Source organism: Maribacter sedimenticola (assembly GCF_900188415.1).
GTDB classification, from domain to species: Bacteria; Bacteroidota; Bacteroidia; order Flavobacteriales; family Flavobacteriaceae; genus Maribacter; species Maribacter sedimenticola.
The window spans coordinates 85,234-103,711 of sequence record NZ_FZNV01000006.1 but is presented as its reverse complement, the minus strand read 5'-3'; the positions used below and the strand labels follow the sequence as shown (position 1 = coordinate 103,711).

General features: G+C 37.0%; 14 protein-coding genes. 2 read left to right on the top strand and 12 right to left on the bottom strand.

What is annotated here, in order from left to right; genetic code table 11:
• The first annotated feature begins 156 nt into the window (after window positions 1–156).
• The gene (locus tag CHB68_RS15005; RefSeq protein WP_089262090.1) at window positions 157–1,506 is read left to right on the top strand and encodes a DEAD/DEAH box helicase; all 1,350 of its coding nucleotides are present in this window, start codon (window positions 157–159) and stop codon (window positions 1,504–1,506) included.
• Between the two features lie 363 nt (window positions 1,507–1,869).
• A complete protein-coding gene (locus CHB68_RS15000; RefSeq protein ID WP_089262088.1) occupies window positions 1,870–2,127 on the top strand; it encodes a hypothetical protein in 258 nt (85 codons plus the stop codon).
• Window positions 2,128–2,294: 167 nt separating this feature from the next.
• Here the strand turns inward: CHB68_RS15000 and CHB68_RS14995 are convergent, their stop codons facing one another.
• From CHB68_RS14995 to CHB68_RS14945, 12 genes are all read right to left on the bottom strand, one after another.
• On the bottom strand, window positions 2,295–3,887 hold the full coding sequence (locus CHB68_RS14995; protein WP_089262086.1) for an amidohydrolase family protein: 1,593 nt from the start codon (window positions 3,885–3,887) through the stop codon (window positions 2,295–2,297).
• Between the two features lie 31 nt (window positions 3,888–3,918).
• Window positions 3,919–6,438, bottom strand: coding sequence for a M14 metallopeptidase family protein (locus CHB68_RS14990; RefSeq protein WP_089262084.1), 2,520 nt, complete (start codon window positions 6,436–6,438; stop codon window positions 3,919–3,921).
• A 111-nt stretch (window positions 6,439–6,549) separates the two neighbouring features.
• Entirely contained in the window at window positions 6,550–7,770 is a 1,221-nt protein-coding gene (locus CHB68_RS14985) for a sensor histidine kinase (protein WP_089262082.1), read from the bottom strand.
• Window positions 7,771–7,885: 115 nt separating this feature from the next.
• Complete coding sequence (locus CHB68_RS14980) at window positions 7,886–9,280, bottom strand: Gfo/Idh/MocA family oxidoreductase (RefSeq protein WP_179213213.1); 1,395 nt, start codon at window positions 9,278–9,280, stop codon at window positions 7,886–7,888.
• Between the two features lie 161 nt (window positions 9,281–9,441).
• Window positions 9,442–12,804, bottom strand: coding sequence for a preprotein translocase subunit SecA (gene secA, locus CHB68_RS14975; protein WP_089262080.1), 3,363 nt, complete (start codon window positions 12,802–12,804; stop codon window positions 9,442–9,444).
• Window positions 12,805–13,019: 215 nt separating this feature from the next.
• Window positions 13,020–13,244 carry a DUF2795 domain-containing protein gene (locus tag CHB68_RS14970; protein ID WP_027064442.1) on the bottom strand — a complete coding sequence of 75 codons (225 nt, stop codon included), beginning with the start codon at window positions 13,242–13,244 and terminating at the stop codon, window positions 13,020–13,022.
• A gap of 135 nt (window positions 13,245–13,379) precedes the next feature.
• Window positions 13,380–13,955: a cob(I)yrinic acid a,c-diamide adenosyltransferase gene (locus CHB68_RS14965; RefSeq protein WP_089262078.1), complete on the bottom strand. Its 576-nt coding sequence runs from the start codon at window positions 13,953–13,955 to the stop codon at window positions 13,380–13,382.
• A gap of 92 nt (window positions 13,956–14,047) precedes the next feature.
• A complete protein-coding gene (locus tag CHB68_RS18615) occupies window positions 14,048–14,194 on the bottom strand; it encodes a hypothetical protein (protein ID WP_179213212.1) in 147 nt (48 codons plus the stop codon).
• 34 nt (window positions 14,195–14,228) lie between these two features.
• Entirely contained in the window at window positions 14,229–14,537 is a 309-nt protein-coding gene (locus CHB68_RS18445; protein ID WP_143815217.1) for a hypothetical protein, read from the bottom strand.
• 303 nt (window positions 14,538–14,840) lie between these two features.
• On the bottom strand, window positions 14,841–15,098 hold the full coding sequence (locus CHB68_RS14955) for a hypothetical protein (protein ID WP_089262074.1): 258 nt from the start codon (window positions 15,096–15,098) through the stop codon (window positions 14,841–14,843).
• 153 nt (window positions 15,099–15,251) lie between these two features.
• A complete protein-coding gene (locus CHB68_RS14950; protein WP_089262072.1) occupies window positions 15,252–17,123 on the bottom strand; it encodes an ABC-F family ATP-binding cassette domain-containing protein in 1,872 nt (623 codons plus the stop codon).
• Between the two features lie 59 nt (window positions 17,124–17,182).
• Window positions 17,183–18,370 (bottom strand): lipoprotein N-acyltransferase Lnb domain-containing protein, encoded by a 1,188-nt coding sequence (locus CHB68_RS14945; RefSeq protein WP_089262070.1) that lies wholly within the window; start codon window positions 18,368–18,370, stop codon window positions 17,183–17,185.
• Between the last annotated feature and the right edge of the window lie 108 nt (window positions 18,371–18,478).

The window sequence follows — 18,478 nt, the reverse complement described above, 5'->3', positions numbered from 1 at the left end:
TAGGGCTAAACAAGGACTAAATACAAAACACCCCACGGTAGTGGATTATTATTGGTCTAAACCCTAATTTTATACCAATAACCTGATAATTGTCTCACTTTGCGTGATTTGTCAACTAATCCACATAGCTTTGCATTTTAATACAAAAGTCATTATATGTCCTTGTTTACCGATTTAAAGATTTCTAGAAACCTTGAAAAAGCGTTGGCAGATTTAGGTTTTGAACAAACTACCCCTATTCAGGAAAAAGCTTTTCCAATAGTTATGAGTGGTAGTGATGTGGTAGGAATTGCGCAAACAGGTACAGGAAAGACATTTGCCTATTTGCTTCCTATTTTAAACACGTTGACATTTTCTAAAGAAATTCATCCTAAAGTAGTAATCTTGGTGCCCACTAGGGAGTTGGTGGTCCAGGTTGTGGAAGAAACGGAAAAACTTGCTAAGTATTCTGGTATTCGTGTACTTGGAGTTTTTGGAGGTAAGAGCATGCTGCGTCAGAAAGAGGCATTGGCTCAGGGTACGGATGTTTTAGTGGCTACTCCGGCACGGTTATATGATTTAATATTGACCAAGGCGGTGCAACTCAAGCAAGTTAAAAAACTGGTGATTGATGAGGTCGATGTAATGCTAGACCTAGGTTTTAGATTTCAATTGATAAATATTTTTGAATTGTTACCTCAAAGAAGGCAGAACATAATGTTCTCTGCCACCATGACCGATGATATCGATATTTTTATTGCTGATTTTTTTAAGGGAGTCCAAAAAATAGCTATTGCCGTTAGTGGTACACCTTTGGAAAATATTAAGCAACTTGGCTATGCCACACCTAATTTTTATACCAAAGTGAACCTTTTGGTGCATCTATTACAGAATGAAACTGAATTTCATAAGGTGTTGGTTTTTGTTTCTAGCAAGCGAAGTGCAGATTTACTTTTCAAGGAAATGGCAGAGTTTTTTAGTGAAGAGATTTGTATCATCCATTCCAATAAAACCCAAAACTATAGGTTACGGTCCATTAACCAGTTTGATGAGGGTAAGAACCGCATTTTGGTGACAACAGATGTAATGGCTAGGGGGCTGGACCTACAAGAAATCTCTCATGTCATCAATTTTGATACCCCGGTATATCCAGAAAATTATATGCATCGTATTGGTAGAACCGGTAGGGCAGAGAAGGAGGGTACTTCAATATTACTGTATACTCCTGCAGAAACTGAATATAAGGAAGCTATTGAGACTTTAATGGGACAGGAAATACCATTAAAAACGTTGCCCGAAGATGTGGAAATAGCAACCAAACTCACCTATGATGAACAACCCAAACATAGGGAGCGTGAAAATCCTCTACACATTAATGAGGAGGAACGTGGTGCCAGCTTTCATGAGAAATCGGAAAAGAACAAAAAGCAGAATCAAGGTGGTTCCTATAAGCGCATTATCAAAAAGAAATATTCCAAACCAAAGACCAGGGGAGATAAAAATTATGCCAAACGTAAGAAAAGATAATTTCAATATTATTTTTAAACTACCCTAACAACAATTCTTTTATATAAAGTACGATAAACATAACCATAAGGTATTGCAGATGATCAAATCTGCTCATATCTAGTGCTTCTTCATCATAAATTGTACTCGGCAATCTAGTTTTTTTTGTACTGAATTACTCCTGTTGAACATTCTTGTAATTTAATATCATCGACGAAATGCACACTGTTTCGACATGTGGTTTTTGACCTAAAAACCATTCGTCGATACTTTTTGTCTATTCATCAATGAAAATTACAATAAGCGAAAATTATAGCACTTCAGCGAGGTCAACGGGCACTCTTCAACACCTGAAGGTATCTTTACATTGTATTTAGATCAGTTATGAAAACACTTTTTACCTTATTAATAATTCTTTTTGCCGGTGGGGTTGCACTGGCTCAAAATACAAAGCAAAATGATAAAGTTGACACTCTTGAAATGGGTATTGTTATGGTTGGTAGCATTAGTGATTCTGACCTTGAGGAAAAGGTTACAGTTTCTGACGAAACTTCAATAGCCCGTTTATATAGATACAAGAATTCTAGGGTCAGTAGGGAATTGGCCTTTATTACAAAGAAAAATTACGGTAAATTGGCATAATCTTTGCCATATTAAAAAAGGTGCAACGAAGCACCTTTTAAATATTGAATTATGATTTTACTTACGATTTTAATACCAGTACTTATTGTTCTTGCAGTGTTTACCATTAATACAAGAAAACAAAATAAACTACAAGCGATCAAAGTGCGTGTGGACAAGAAGAAGTTTTAATTCTTGATACCGGGCTGTTTAATGTTATAATTACTTTTTGCCTTGGCTTCATCTACTTGTCTTTTAACATCAGCCAGTAGGGCCTTGGCGTCATATACGATACCATCTTTGATCGTATACTTTACACCACCAATACGAACCACCTCATTGTCCTCGGTAAGCTTTATGGCTCCAGTTCCATATAACACTTTAAAGTTTTGAAGTGGATTTTCTTCTACTACTACAAAATCTGCGTATTTACCAATACTGACCGAGCCTATTACATCGTCCATTCCAAGAGCTTCTGCGCCATTTAGTGTGGCAGATTGTATAATTTCCAACGGATGAAATCCAGCTTCGCGCAACAACTCCAATTCACGTATATATGCAAAGCCGTATAGTTGAAAAATGAAACCGGAATCCGATCCTGTCGTTACACGGCCACCTCTATTTTTATATTCATTGATAAAGGTCATCCACAGCTTGTAATTGTTTTTCCATTCCACTTCCTGCTCTGTACCCCAATCATGCCAATAGGATCCATGGGAAATCTTACTTGGTTGATAAAACTCCCAAAGAGATGGCAGTGTATAATCATCATGCCATTCTGCACGTCTAGCTCGTTGTAAATCCCTACTTGCCTCATAAATATTGAATGTGGGGTCAATAGTAAAATCCAACGCCAATAGTTCGTTCATTACATTGTTCCAATGTTCAGAGTATGGTGCTGCCGCCTGTTTCCATAATTTACCCGCATTTTCAAAACGGTCCTGCTCATTTTGGTAATTGTAGTCCAACGGAAAATCTTGCACCGTACGGTCCTCAAATAGTGCCTCTGGCAAACCATACCAATGTTCCATTGAGGTCAACCCGGCCCTAGCGGAATGTAAAACGTTCCACCTGGCTACGCTCATCTGTGCATGGTGACATGCCGATCCTAGCCCCAACTTTTTGTTTTCATCCAAAGCGGCTGCCATAATTTCAGGTTCGGCCCCAAAGAATTTAATTCCGTCCGCGCCTTTTTTTGCATTGGCACGTACCCACTCCCGAGCCTGTTCTGGTGTAGAAATAGGTATATCGTTCAAGGGGTTGAAGGTTTTACTTGTCTGTCCAAAGGCAGTATAGGAAATTATGCGTGGCGCAATTATTTCGTTTCTTTTACTCTTTTCTTTTAGATCTAACGCTATATCGATACCTCTTCCCGCTACTTCTCTCACCGTAGTAACTCCATGTGCCATCCACAGTTTAAACACATAATCCGGGTCTGCTCCTTGCGCATCGCCCCCTATGTGGGTATGCATATCTATAAAACCGGGCATGAGGAACATACCAGTACAATCAAGTTCCTTTCCACCGGGTTTAAGTTTTGGTCTTCTACTTTCATCTATTATTACTCCCGGGTAACCAACAACCTTCACATCTTTAATCATGTTGTTCTCAACAACAATATCAACAGGTCCTTGAGGAGGGGCTCCATTACCGTTAATAAGCATAACTCCTCTAATAATCAATTGGTTATGTGGTCCGTCACCTTGCAAAGACTGAGCAGATATATTATTTATAAAAATAGTGGCGATGACCAGTGCTATATGACCTAATTTTTTTTTCATGTTCAATTTTAAAATTTTCAAATATGTATTATTAATCCTGCGAGGGAACTTTTATTTTATCTCCAAGAAAAAGAGCGTTTAAGAATAGCCTGTTTGTTCCATACCATGAGCCTCTAAAATTTGGATTGTCAGCAAATAATACGGCCCTGCCTTTGCCTACCTTACTGACAATAAGCGATGCCGAATTCATAATATGTTCCGCCATGTTTTTTTTGGTTATAAAACCATCAATATGTGGGTCTTCAGCATATTTGGCAACGGTGGCATACGGATTTTTACTGGGAGCCAACCAAACGGAATTGTTTTTATAAACAGGTAATTGATTGTCCCTATAGCCATAGGAGAGTGGATGGGTAATATCCAAGTCAACTTTTAAGATAACACCACCAATACTTTCCTTACCAATATTCTCACGTGCATCTACATAGGGTTTTCTATCAGCTATTTGGGTAGAATCCTTTTCTTTAGCAATGAGCTCTTCTTGAACTATTTTTTTGTCTATAGCCCATTTACTGGCAGAGCCTATAGTCACCAAAGTATTTCCTTTTTCCGTCCATTGCTTTATTTTTTCAATTTGATTTTTAGTAAAATTATATTGTCCCGAAACCATTACTAGGGAGGTATACTTATCTAAATTCAACTTGTTGAAATTGCGAATGGGTACCTTCGTAATAGGCATATGTACACGGGTATCCAGTAGATGCCAAACCTCACCTGCCTCATAGGACCTTACTCCATTACCAATCAACATTACGGCTTTTGGTTGCTTTATAGGTGAGATATTGCCGCTGCCCAAATCAATACCATTATCGCTAAGTCCAGTGTTCACCGCATAAAAAGGAACATTGAATTTTTCCTGTGCTTCTGTTATCATTTGATGAATTGATGTGCCATCTACTTTTTGGAGACTTACCGGAATCAAGACTGCACCATAATTAAATGATTTGTTATCCTTGTTGGCCCTAACTGAAAATGGCTTTGCAGCGGACGAGGCTATAATTCCTTTTTGCTGTAAATAATATAAGGCTGCCGGTGCATTATAATCGTCCCAATCCATGATATAAGCATAGCTGGATTTGGATACGGGTTCTAATTTGATCAGCTCCTGCGTGGTGGAAATTTTCTCCCCTAAGTCCAAATTATTAACGGGTCTATATTTCATATTGTAAAAATTGGCAACGGACCATGCAGAGGCATCATAGTATACACTGTCTCTATATTTTTCATAGGTCTCAAACATTGTTTGCACCATACGGTATTGTGGTTGCTGGGTGGGTACCGCAAACCTATTGCCAGACCGGTATACCTCTACTTTGTGAAGAAGCAATTTATCAATAAAGGCTTTTGTTCTGTTTTGATCATGTGTATCCCCAAAAAGATAGCCTTTAACCTTGTTTTTGGTAGCATTGGTCAAGGCGCTCTTGAAAAAATCTTGTTGATACTTACGCATTATATCTTTATTGTCCACCGCTGTTTTTACAGTGGTTAACCCAGATACATATTGGTTTCTTATCGTAAATGCAAAGGTAATTTCACCAAATGCCGTAGTTTGTCTATGTCCTCTTGAGCTGGCCTGTTCAAACAATAGTCCTAGTCCGCCCTGTAGGTCTGGGTAGGAAGAGCCATAGCCGGGATAAGTACCATCAAAAACTTCCTTTGTAAAATATAATGATCCTATGCTATCCAAACTTTTTGCAAATTCATTTCCAAATAGGGTGTTCAAATCTTCATAATTCTCTTTGGGCATAATGGGGTCAAAAGAGGCATTCGTTTTCATTGGTTCAAAAAAGTATGTGCTTTGGGTTCCCATTTCATGAAAATCTGTCACAACGTTGGGGTACCATTGATGGTACCATTTCAATTTACCCCTACTTTCAGGATTAATGGCCAATAGCCAATCCCTGTTCAGGTCAAACCAATAATGGTTAGTTCTTCCCATAGGCCAATATTCATTATGCTCCGCGTCTTGGGGGTCTGCCACTTCTGGACTCCCTTGATATGTATTTACCCATTGGGTATGCCTATCCCTACCATCAGGATTAATGGTGGGGTCAATAAAAATGACGGCATTGTCTAAATATTTTAAAATTTCAGGATTTTGGGAAGCTACTAGTGTATACGCCGTTAACAATGCAGCCTCTGAACTTGAAGGTTCATTGCCGTGGACGTTGTATGCTAAGTTAATGAAGATAGGAACCTCGTTATAATTGGAAACTTTTTGTATTGGGTCAGTAAAGGCCAAGTGCGCTTCACGTAAATTGTTTAGGTTGTTTAAATTTTTTGGACTGGTAACGGTAAGCATGACCAGTTTTCTACCTTCATGGGTTCTACCGTATTCTTCTATGCTTGCCCGATCGGAAAGTTCGGCAAGTTTTTTCAGGTAAGCTACTATGAGATCATGCCGTGTATGATGTTCACCAATACCATAGCCCAAAAACGTTTCGGGAGAAGGAATTTCAGCTGTAAAGGGTTTGTATTTTTGAACAAAATAATCTTGGGCAGATAAGGTAAATCCAGAAAGAATTACCAAAAGGAGTAATTTTTTAAGCATGCAGTCAGTTTTTTAGTTGGTTGCTTAAATATAGACAAATAACTGCAATTACTTTTGTGCTGAATTTTTCTGAACACCTATTAAATTACTGGCATTTTTCTCAACATAAACTTATAGGGTCTGGTTTAACTGCTGATTAATTTCTTGAAACTGTATGATGTAATTAGTTCCTTTTTTAGAATGGTCCCTTTCTATGGTGCCTCTTAATTGGCGGGTAAGGTTATGTATTAGTTTTAGCCCTAATGATTTAGTATTCTTATAATTTACCGTATCTGGGAAACCTTTTCCATTATCGCCAATTTCCAAAATATAACAGTTTTGTTTGGCCTGGTCTTTTTGTAATTTAATATGGATTTCTCCGGAATCGTCACCTTCAATTCCATATTTTAAGGCATTCGTCAATGCTTCATTGATTAACAATCCTAAAGGTATGGCGGTATCAATACCTAATTTAATATTGGGGATTTCAATATTTAACACAATTGAATTTTCAATTCCTTTTATGGAACGTATAAGGTATTCGCTCAATTCTTGCACGTACGATTTATATTCTATATGGCTAATATCATTACGCATATATAACATTTCGTGAACCATAGCCATGGCTATAACCCTGTTTTGTGTCCCTTTTAGAAGTCCTTTCATAGGTCCGTTTTCAATGTTCCTGGATTGCAGGCTCAATAAACTTGAAACGGTCTGTAAATTATTTTTTACCCTATGGTGTACTTCCTTTAATAGGTTCTCTTTTTCATGAACCTGAATAGCCATATTTTTTTTGGACGTATATAAAGCATTGTAGGTTTTTAACAAACTTTTGCCAAAGGTATTACCCAATAGGAATACCGAGATCAATATGGAAAGAAAACTAAACGTTCCAAAGTATTCTACCGGAACTACATTTTCCGTAACCCTTAAACTTGGTATAGTTTGCGTAAAAAGCAAGCAAATTAGAACGTAAATTAGATTAAAATAATTTCTGCCATATTTACTACTATTGACAAACCCGCCAAAACCTATTAAGGGAAGCATGAATATAAACGGACTTTGAATACCACCACTATAAAGGGTTACCACAAATGCAGATATAAGCCCAATGACCGATGAAAAATTGAACGTAGGTAAAATTTGCTTATGGACCTTGAAATATTGTAGGTTTATAAGGTTTATTATACCAAATGCAACTAATACAAACGGTATTATTTGGGTAACATGCAATATGAAATAGCATATGGCCCCAAATAATATGGAGATGATACTAGTGGCATAACTTACCCTTAAAAATAATTTGGTTTTATCCTGTAGACGCTCTTGGTCAATGGTAAATCCGGGCATAAATGTGGTTTAGGTACTATAAATTATACTGTTTATACAATGTAAATCTAATTATGTTTTTAACATTATACTAGTAAATTTTAGGATAGTATAGCCTTATGCGACAAAAAAATAATTATGAACGTATTTTTTTAGGTTCCAGGTCTGTTAAATCACCAATTTTAATAGCTTTTCCTGACTCTATACTCCTTCTTGCTCCAATTCCTATTAAGACGGACATGGCCCCATCCCTAATGCCTGCAGTTCTGCCATAAGGGTCTGTAGTTTCTGGATTGACAAAGATTTTATCATGAAGACGCTTATCACCGCCTCCATGGCCCCCTTTTTCAATGGGTACTTTGACAACCTCATGTTTTTCCCATAATTTATGCACAACGATCGAACCAAAATTTTCTTCCTCTTTATTATTCTGGGCCATTTCCAAAGCATGTTTTTCAGCTTCACTGACCGTGCTGACCGAATGGTAGGGTATATCCTCAGAAGCTTCAATTCTGCCCTTTGTTCCGTTGAACGAAACACGCCAACCTTCAAAAGGGGAGTAGGTCGTTAAGCTATAATTGACTACCGTATTATCGGTATATTTAACCTGTGCGGACATTTTATCATAAATATCTATCTCGTTCCTAAAGAGACAATTGTCCCTGATATAACCATCTTCATGCTCATGGTCGGCATAAAGTTTTTTCATGGACTCATCCTTTGTAATATCCCAATAGAACTCACAAGTGGATTTATGGTCACATGACCTGCAATTGGGACCTCTTTGCGGTCCGTTTTTGCCATAAAATTCCAAATCGCCATAGGCAAATACTTCTTTAGGTTCAGAATTTATCCACCAATTTAACAAATCAAAATGATGGGTAGATTTATGAACCCATAAAGAACCACTGCTTTCCATTTCTCCATGCCATCTCCTAAAATAAGATGCACCATGATACGTATTAAGGTACCAATGGAAATCTACGGAAACCAAATCTCCTATGGTTTTGTTGCTTATCAATTCCTTGATTTTTGTAGCATACGGACTCCATCGATAATTAAAACCTACAATTAACTTTTTGTCCGATTTCTTTTCTGCATCAATAATTTCTTGGCATTTGATTTCGTCCGTAGTCAACGGTTTTTCCGTAAGGACATCACAGCCCATTTCCAATCCTTTAATAATGTATTCATGATGAGTGGAGTCTTTAGTGGTAACGATGACCAAATCAGGTTCAGTCTTTTGTATCATCTCTTCAAAATCCGTAAAGAGCGGGCAGTCCGCTCCTATGAATTTCATGGCATATTTTAAGCGGCTTGAGTTAATATCGGATAAACCTACAAATTCCAATATTTCACCATATTCATCTACCAAACGTTTACCCCAAAAAGTGGTGCCCCTAATACCGGTGCCTACCAAGGCAACCTTTAATTTAGAAGTTTTGTTAAACGCAAAAGTTGATATAGGAAATGCCGAACTGGCTGCAAGCATTCCTATAGAAGTAATGAATTTTCTCCTGGTATTGTTCATTTTTCGGTTTTTTAAGTGGTAATTTAAATATACCGTTTTTTTTATACCAAAATTTTATAATATTCTGATTTAACAAGTTGGGATTTAAAAGTGAGGATTTTACACATAAAAAAAGCATTTCAATAAAATGAAATGCTTTTTTAAAAGAAATGTATGTTAAATTAGTCTTGTGTTAACACCCAAGAGCCACTTTGAATCAGCGGTTCTGCCTGTTTAAACTTTACGGTTTTACTTTCACCGCTCATTACATTTTTAATGGTAACACGTTCGTTTCTACCAATTTTTGGTTGTTCCCTGGTAATGGTTTCTGTAACAGCAGGTCGCTGTCCTTGGTTTTGACCAACTGCTCTATTACGTGCCGCCAATTCATCACTATTGGGTATTTCCTCTTTGGTGGTTTTTAAATTTTCCCTTGAACGCTGAACCATACGTTCTTCTTGAATAGCATTGGTGTTTTCTGAAGGTAGTTCCCCTTTAAAAAGAAAGGAAACAACTTCTTTGTTCACTTTTTCTATCATGGACTTGAAAAGCTCGAATGCTTCAAACTTATAAATTAACAATGGATCCTTTTGTTCGTGAACCGCCAATTGTACAGATTGTTTCAATTCATCCATTTTACGCAAATGGGTTTTCCAAGAGTCGTCAATAATGGCCAACGAAATATTCTTTTCAAAATCTGTTATTAATTGTTTGCCATTGGTATCGTAAGCATCTTGAAGATTGGTAACAACGTTTAGACTTTTAATGCCATCTGTAAAAGGCACAACGATACGTTCAAAATTATTGGCATTATCCTCATGTACTTTTTTGATTACCGGATACGCAGCTGCGGCATTACGTTCCATTTTTTCATTATAATGTTTGTAGGCAGCCTTGTATACTTTGGCGGTAATTTCCTGTGCACCGGATTTGTCAAACTCAGTTTCCTCTACGGGAGAGGTCATTGAGAAATACTTGATCAGTTCAAATTCAAAATTCTTGTAGTCACTGGCATTTTTATTGCCCTCAACGATTACCTCACAGGTATCATAGATCATATTGGCAATATCTAGCTTTAAACGCTCTCCCTGTAACGCATGACGTCTTCTCTTATAGACCACTTCACGCTGTGCGTTCATTACGTCATCATATTCCAATAGACGCTTACGTACGCCAAAGTTGTTCTCTTCAACTTTTTTCTGTGCGCGTTCTATGGATTTGGTCATCATACTGTGCTGAATGACCTCACCGTCTTCCAAGCCCATCTTATCCATCATTTTGGCTACCCTGTCAGAACCGAACAAACGCATTAGATTATCTTCCAAAGAAACATAGAACTGAGAACTTCCCGGATCTCCTTGACGTCCGGAACGACCACGTAGCTGTCTGTCCACTCGTCGTGAATCATGCCTTTCCGTACCAATGATTGCAAGTCCTCCAGCTTTTTTAACTTCTTCGGACAATTTAATATCCGTACCACGACCCGCCATGTTGGTAGCAATTGTAACTACTCCGGCATTACCGGCCTCAGCAACTACGTCTGCCTCCTTTTTATGAAGTTTGGCATTCAGTACATTATGGGGAACCTTGCGTACACTCAATAGTTTTGATAAAAGTTCTGATATCTCTACAGATGTTGTACCGATCAATACGGGTCTACCAGCTTTACTGATCTTGGTAACCTCTTCTATGATCGCATTGTATTTTTCCCTTTTGGTCTTATAGATTAAGTCGTTACGATCATCTCTGGCTATTGGTCTGTTGGTTGGAATTTCCATAACATCCAATTTGTAGATCTCCCAGAATTCGCCCGCTTCGGTAACTGCCGTACCCGTCATACCCGCAAGCTTGCTGTACATTCTAAAATAATTCTGTAAGGTAACGGTTGCAAAGGTCTGTGTTAGGGCTTCTATTTTTACATTTTCCTTTGCTTCAATGGCTTGGTGCAAACCGTCAGAATACCTACGGCCATCCATAATACGACCTGTCTGTTCGTCAACGATCATCACCTTATTGTCCATGACCACATATTCGGTATCTTTTTCAAATAAGGTATACGCCTTTAATAATTGGCTCATGGTATGTATACGCTCACTCTTAACGGTAAAGTCCTTGAACAATTCTTCCTTTAGTTCCGCTTCTTTTTCAATATCAAGATTCTGATTTTCTATTTTGGCAATTTCACCACCAATATCCGGCATGACAAAGAAATCCCTGTCCTGCTCCCCAGAGATATAGTCTACGCCTTTATCCGTTAATTCTATTTGATTGTTTTTTTCATCTATTACGAACAACAGGTCCTCATCTACTTTAGGCATTTCCCTATTGTTATCCTGCATATAAAAATTCTCAGTTTTTTGAAGCAGCTGTTTTACGCCTTCCTCACTCAAGAATTTTATTAAGGCCTTGTTCTTGGGAAGCCCACGATATACGCGCAGTAAAAGGAATCCTCCTTCTTTGGTATCACCTTCGGCAATCAATTTTTTAGCTTCCGCCAATACACCAGTTAAATGCTGCCGCTGCTTTTGTACTATTTCGCTAACCTTAGGTTTTAACTCATTAAACTCATGGCGGTCACCTTCGGGTACGGGTCCGGATATAATAAGCGGTGTACGCGCATCATCTACCAAAACGGAATCTACCTCATCTACAATGGCGTAATTATGGGGGCGTTGTACCAAATCTTTTGGGGTATGCGCCATATTATCCCTTAAATAATCAAAACCGAATTCATTGTTGGTTCCATACGTAATATCCGCATTATATGCAGCCCGTCTACCATCGGAATTTGGTCTATGGTGATCTATACAGTCTACGGAAAGACCATGAAATTCAAAAATTGGGGCCATCCATGCGCTATCCCTCTTGGCCAAATAATCATTTACGGTAACCAAGTGTGCACCGTTTCCACTTAATGCATTTAAATATAAAGGTAGGGTAGCCACAAGAGTTTTACCTTCACCTGTCTGCATTTCCGCAATCTTACCTTGGTGTAAGGCAATACCTCCTATAAGTTGTACATCATAATGCACCATGTCCCAAGTTACTTCTTTACCTGCGGCATCCCAGGAGTTTTTCCAAATGGCATTATCACCGTCTAAGGTAACATAGCCTTTACTACCTGACAATGTTCTGTCATATTCAGAAGCGGTAACGGTAATGGTCTCATTATTTGCAAAACGTTTGGCCGTTTCCTTGACCACTGCAAATGCTTCTGGAAGTATTTTGTTCAATGTTTCTTCAGAAAGTGCATAAGCTTCTTCCTTTAATTTATCTATCTCCGTATAGATATCCTCGTTCTTGTCAATGTCATTTGAGTTTTTGACCTCCTCTTCCAATGCATTGATCTGTTCAGTCTTTTCTTTATAGGAATCTTGAATGATTTGTTTAAAATCCAAGGTCTTTTGCCTTAATTCATCATGGCTCAGGCTTTCCAACTGTACTTCAAAAGATTTTATTTGGTCCACTAAAGGTTGAAGCTCCTTTACATCTTTTTGCGATTTATCACCAACAAAGGCCTTTAGGATAGAATTTATGAAACTCATATGTTTTAATCTAATTAGAAATGATACCTAACTTGCGTATAGTTGAACAAGGTAGGTTTCAAAATATTATAGAGTCGGCAAATGTGTCGACGTTGAAAAATAGCAAAAGGTATTCCAGTCTTTGTTTTTCTATGAAATAACCTTACTACCTGTCAAAATTACATAAAAAAAAAGCCTCCTAAGAGACTTTTTTGTAGTTATTATGATATCGAATATTAATATTCGTCCTCGTTCCAGAGGTAGTCTTCTTCCGTTGGATAGTCAGGCCAAATCTCTTCTATCGATTCATAAATCTCTCCACCTTCTTCTTCCATAGACTGTAAATTTTCTACGACTTCCAAAGGGGCTCCAGTTCTAATAGAGTAATCTATTAACTCATCTTTACTTGCCGGCCAAGGTGCATCACTTAAATAAGATGCTAATTCTAATGTCCAATACATAGTAATTGTTTGATTTTAAAATTTTTGCAAAAGTAATTTTTAAATTGAGATAGCCAAGAAATTAGCCTTAAAAATCAATTTTTGTTTCATTATTTTTTGCTTTGATAAATTGATAACGAATAAATTAGCTTTTTATTAGTCCTTTTTTTCAGGAACCCATTTTATTTCATTCGCTTTATGATCTACAGACAATTTTCGTGCCAATACAAATAAATAATCTGATAACCTGTTCAAATATGACAGCACGGTCATATCAAATTTTTCATTCTTAAATAACAAGGTGGACATTCTTTCCGCTCTTCTACAAACAGTTCTGGCAATATGACAGTATGACACGGTCGTGTGACCGCCTGGTAGAATAAAATGGGTCATTGCCGGTAATTTTAAATCTATTTCGTCAATGGCCTTTTCTAAAAATTGGAGCTCTTTTGTACTTATTGTTGAAATGGCCAGTCTCTTTTGCCCATTTTTTAAAAGCGCTTTATTGGGATCCGTAGCCAGAATAGCGCCAACCGTAAACAAATCTTTTTGAATCTGTATTAATTGTTCCTTTGTGGTAGTGTCTATTTTTTGATCGCGTATAAGGCCCAACCACGAGTTTAACTCATCAATAGTGCCATAGCTTTCTATCCTAATATGGTGTTTGGGAACCCTGGTCCCACCAAAGAGTCCGGTAGTGCCATCATCACCTGTTTTTGTGTATATTTTCATTGTACTATAAAACTTTAAGGGATAATGAACATATTGTTCTTATTTACCGTTTGTTGATTGTAACTTATTTTTTGGTTCACGAAATTAACGGCTTAATTTTTCTTGTGCTTATCCTTACGCTCATAATCGCCCATGAATTTTTTTGATTTGCGGGATTTGGATTTGTTCCTATTTATTATCGTAAGTGCCAAATAAAGTGCAAATACTACTGCCAGTATAATGTAAATAGTATTGTTCATTTTTATTGATGAGATTAAGTTTAAAATTACAGGTTTATATCCGTATTTTAAAATGTTCTTTAACTTGTTCCTTTCTAACGAAAACCAAGCCACAATAAAACAAATCTATAGTAACGGTTACTTGATTATGTGCCTGTATATGTTTCCATTGCTCAAAAGTATTTTGATTTTTATGGATTTTATCAATGAACAGCATTGTTTTATTTTCAAGTTTCTGATCTAGAATTTTACTGTGCAGGATCTCATTAACGGAGCCAACAATTACAATAGGGTTTTCTTGGGTAAAATTGACATTAGGGCAATGGTCAAATATATCTTTTTCCAGATTTTTGTTCGCGGTCAATAACCTTGCGGTTTGGTAATTAAAGTATAAAATACTTTTTACTAGAACTTTTATACTTACAGGTAGCCTGATTCTTTCTTTTTTATACAAACATTTTGTGACGTAGTCATAGACAAAAGGGGAATGTACACCGTGTTGATTGGTAGCCGTAACATAGAATTTTAAAAAGGACAATATTTGATACAAACCATTTTTTTTTCAAAAATAAGTATCCTTTGTCAACTGTTATTGTTTTGAAGTATTTAGTTTGGAATATGAGTTGGCTAAAATGCGCACGTATAATAAAAAGAGTTAAACGTAACGTTAAGCCATTTTTGGTTGGTTCGCTTTTACGTCGAACGCCAATGCCTTAATTATTCTGTTGTTCTTATGTTTATGCAACCTAGCTACTTCAATTTTGTCAGTTGTACTTTTAATTGGTGTTGCCTTTTTGGTCTCTATCTTTTGAACTAAAATTGTCTTTGTTGTCCTTGTTGTAGCAGGATTGTCTTCTGTTGTTTTTTGGGCATGACCCAAAAAGCTAGTTAAAAATAGTGCGGCAAAAGCGATAAACAGTCTCATATTCGTTTAATTATACTGCTAAAGTAGTAGCATAGTCTAACTAAATTCTATGATGTTAGGTGAGTATCATTTTACTGTAGACGAACGGTAATTTTTGTTCGTTGGTTATTTTGTCCAAACAAGAGCATACCGCTTAATTAGTTTATTGTACCACTAACCTTCAATAATTGCCGATAGTTCAAACCAACGCTCTGTCTTTTGGTCAATGGAATCCGTTAATTCATTAAGTTCAATGGACAGGTCTTTAATTTCATCTGGAGATAATGAGGTATCCGTAAATTTTTCTTGCACTTTTACCTTTTTTTGTTCCAGTTTCTGTATTTCCCGTTCCAATTTTTTAAACTCCTGTTGTTCCGCGTATGAAGCTTTTGCATTTGAGGAAGTATCTTTCCAGTTAGATTTAGGCGTGCTCTTTAATTCTTTCTGTTCTCGCTTTTCCTGTATCTGACTGTCCTCATAAGCCCTATATTCCGAGTAATTACCGGGAAAATCCTCAATTACGGCATTACCCCGAAAGACAAAAAGGTGGTCTACGATTTTATCCATAAAATAACGGTCATGGGAAACGACCATTAGACAACCTTGGAAATCCATCAAAAAACTTTCCAATACATTCAGGGTAACAATATCCAAATCGTTGGTTGGTTCATCCAGTATCAAAAAATTGGGATTTTGAATAAGTACGGTACATAAATATAGCCGCTTTCTTTCCCCACCACTTAATTTTTCAACGAAATCATATTGTTTTTTTCTATCAAAAAGAAATCGCTCTAAAAGTTGCTGGGCAGAAATTTGCCTGCCTTTCATTAACGGAATATAATCTCCAAACTCACGTATGACATCTATTACTTTTTGACCCTCTTTTATCTGAATGCCCTTTTGGGTGTAATAGCCAAACTTTATGGTATCACCTACCACCACCTTTCCGGCATCTGGTTGGTCCTTGCCTGTAAGAATGTTCAGGAAAGTAGATTTTCCTGTGCCGTTCTTACCAATAATGCCAATGCGCTCACCTTTTTGAAATACATATTCAAACTTATCAAGTATTGGTTTATTGGGGTAAGATTTTGAAATCTTATGCAACTCCAATATTTTACTGCCAACACGCTCCATATTCAACTCTAGCTGAACTTGATGGTCCTTTCTCCGCTGGCTGGCTTTTTCCTTGATTACCGCAAAATCATCTATTCTTGATTTTGATTTTGTGGTACGTGCCTTTGGCTGACGCCTCATCCAATCTAATTCTTTCTTGAACAGCAATTCCGTTTTATGTTGCTCTGTGGCCTCCTGTTCTATACGGGCTTCCTTTTTCTCCAAATAGTAAGAATAATTTCCTTTATATGGGTATAGTTTGCCATTTTCCAATTCAATGATTTCATTGCATACACGCTCTAAAAAATAACGGTCGTGCGTTACCATGAAAAGGGTCATGTTTTCTTTTGCGAAAAAATCCTCTAGCCATTCGATCATTTCAAGATCTAGATGGTTGGTTGGTTCGTCTAGGACCAGTAAGTCCGGTTTATTGATAAGTGCATTGGCCAATGCCAATCGTTTTTTCTGCCCGCCGGATAACCTGCCCACCTTTGCATTGAGGTCATCCAATTTTAGCTTGGACAATATTTGTTTGTACTGGGTCTCAAAATCCCAAGCTTCAAAACGGTCCATTGCCTCAAATGCCTTTTGGTAAGCATCTGCATCTTCAGGATTTAATAAGGCTTTTTCGTAGTTTGAAATAACTTGTAAAATTTCATTATCAGACGCAAATATGGTCTCTTCAACGGTTAAGTTGGGGTCCATTACCGGCTCTTGTGCCAAAAAGGAAACTCGGGTAGACTTACGATAATTCACTTGACCGGAGTCTGGGGTGTCCGCCCCGGATAGAATATTTAATATGGATGTTTTTCCTGTACCGTTTTTTGCTATCAAGGCAATTTTTTGGTCCTTGTTAATACCAAAAGAAAGGTTGTCAAACAAGACCAGCTCGCCATAGGATTTTGAAATATTTTCAACGGTAAGTAAGTTCATATATTTTTTATTGTTCGTTATTGATGCTACGTTCTAAAACCAATTTATTCGTGAGAATTTTAATTAATATTGGTTTTTTGGACGGTTTTAAAAAATGAATACAAGAAGATATATCTAATGCCCAATACCCCTAAAACAAGTATCATTAAAATGGAAAATACCTGGATTTTTAAAATCCATATTAAAATGGATAATAGGACCAAAATCATTACAATGATCAAATAGGTATTTATCCATTTAGGAGGGTCGTTTTTTAGAAGATATATTGCCACAATTGCATTTGGAGCAAACGCCCATAAAGCATTATAATTCATTTTTGTTGCCAGGTGGTCGGTACCAAACCAAAGAAAAGCAATTAAAATTCCTGAAAGTCCAGTAAGGATAAACAGTGAAAAATCTAGCCACTTGGTACGTTCTCCTTTGGAATGGTCTCTATAGGTTATCCAGCTAACCAGAACTAAAAGCAATCCTAGCCAAAAAGCGGGACTAAAAACAAAAATAGAACTATAGTCCTGTTCCGGAATATCTAAAAGAACCGTTTCTTTTTTAACAAATGGCTCTCCATTTAGAGTAGTGTGCTTCATCTGCCGATAAACATAAATAGGGAGGAATAAATGTTCATACGGGGTAGCTTTACGGTCTATTACTGAACCTAAAGCCAAGTCTATTCCAAAATTGGACCAGCTATTAGGGTTGAGCTTTAAACGTATAAGTTGCCTAAATGTTAAATGCTCGTTTAGATGATCAAAATTAAAATGTAATTCATTGGCTAGCGTTTTTTCAAATACCATTGGTATTCTTGTGGCACAATTATCAAACAGGAAATCATACTTGTATCTCTTGTTTTCAGGAAGTAAGTTATGCTCTAAAAAGCCAATTATAGCATTGCGTTGTTGTAAATTTAAGTTAAGTGATTGTTCCTTGACCCAACGTTGCTCTTGTTTGTAAGATCTCTCAAAATAAGAATATGGAATTCTGGAAATAGTATAGGCCAATTTACCCCTTGTAAAATTTAAATAAAAATTGGGGTCCTCAAAATCATAGGTGCCGTAACCATATACCTCATCTATTCCTAAGGAAGGATCCTGTAAACGAATGGCGCTATGACCAAATTTTGCGGCCAAATCATCACCGGTACCCACGGTAAGCAAGCTTATTTTGGATAGCGGGGATAACTGCACCTCTTGGGATTGCCCCAAAAAGTTAAAAAGGAATATGGTAAAATAAAAAAGTATTTTTTTGAACATAACGAAACATGCACGTGGCGGATACAAAGATGCGAATAATAACAGATTTAATTCTAAAAGCTTTTATAATTTAGTATTGTCTAGTGGGCTCATAATTTTACTTTCATA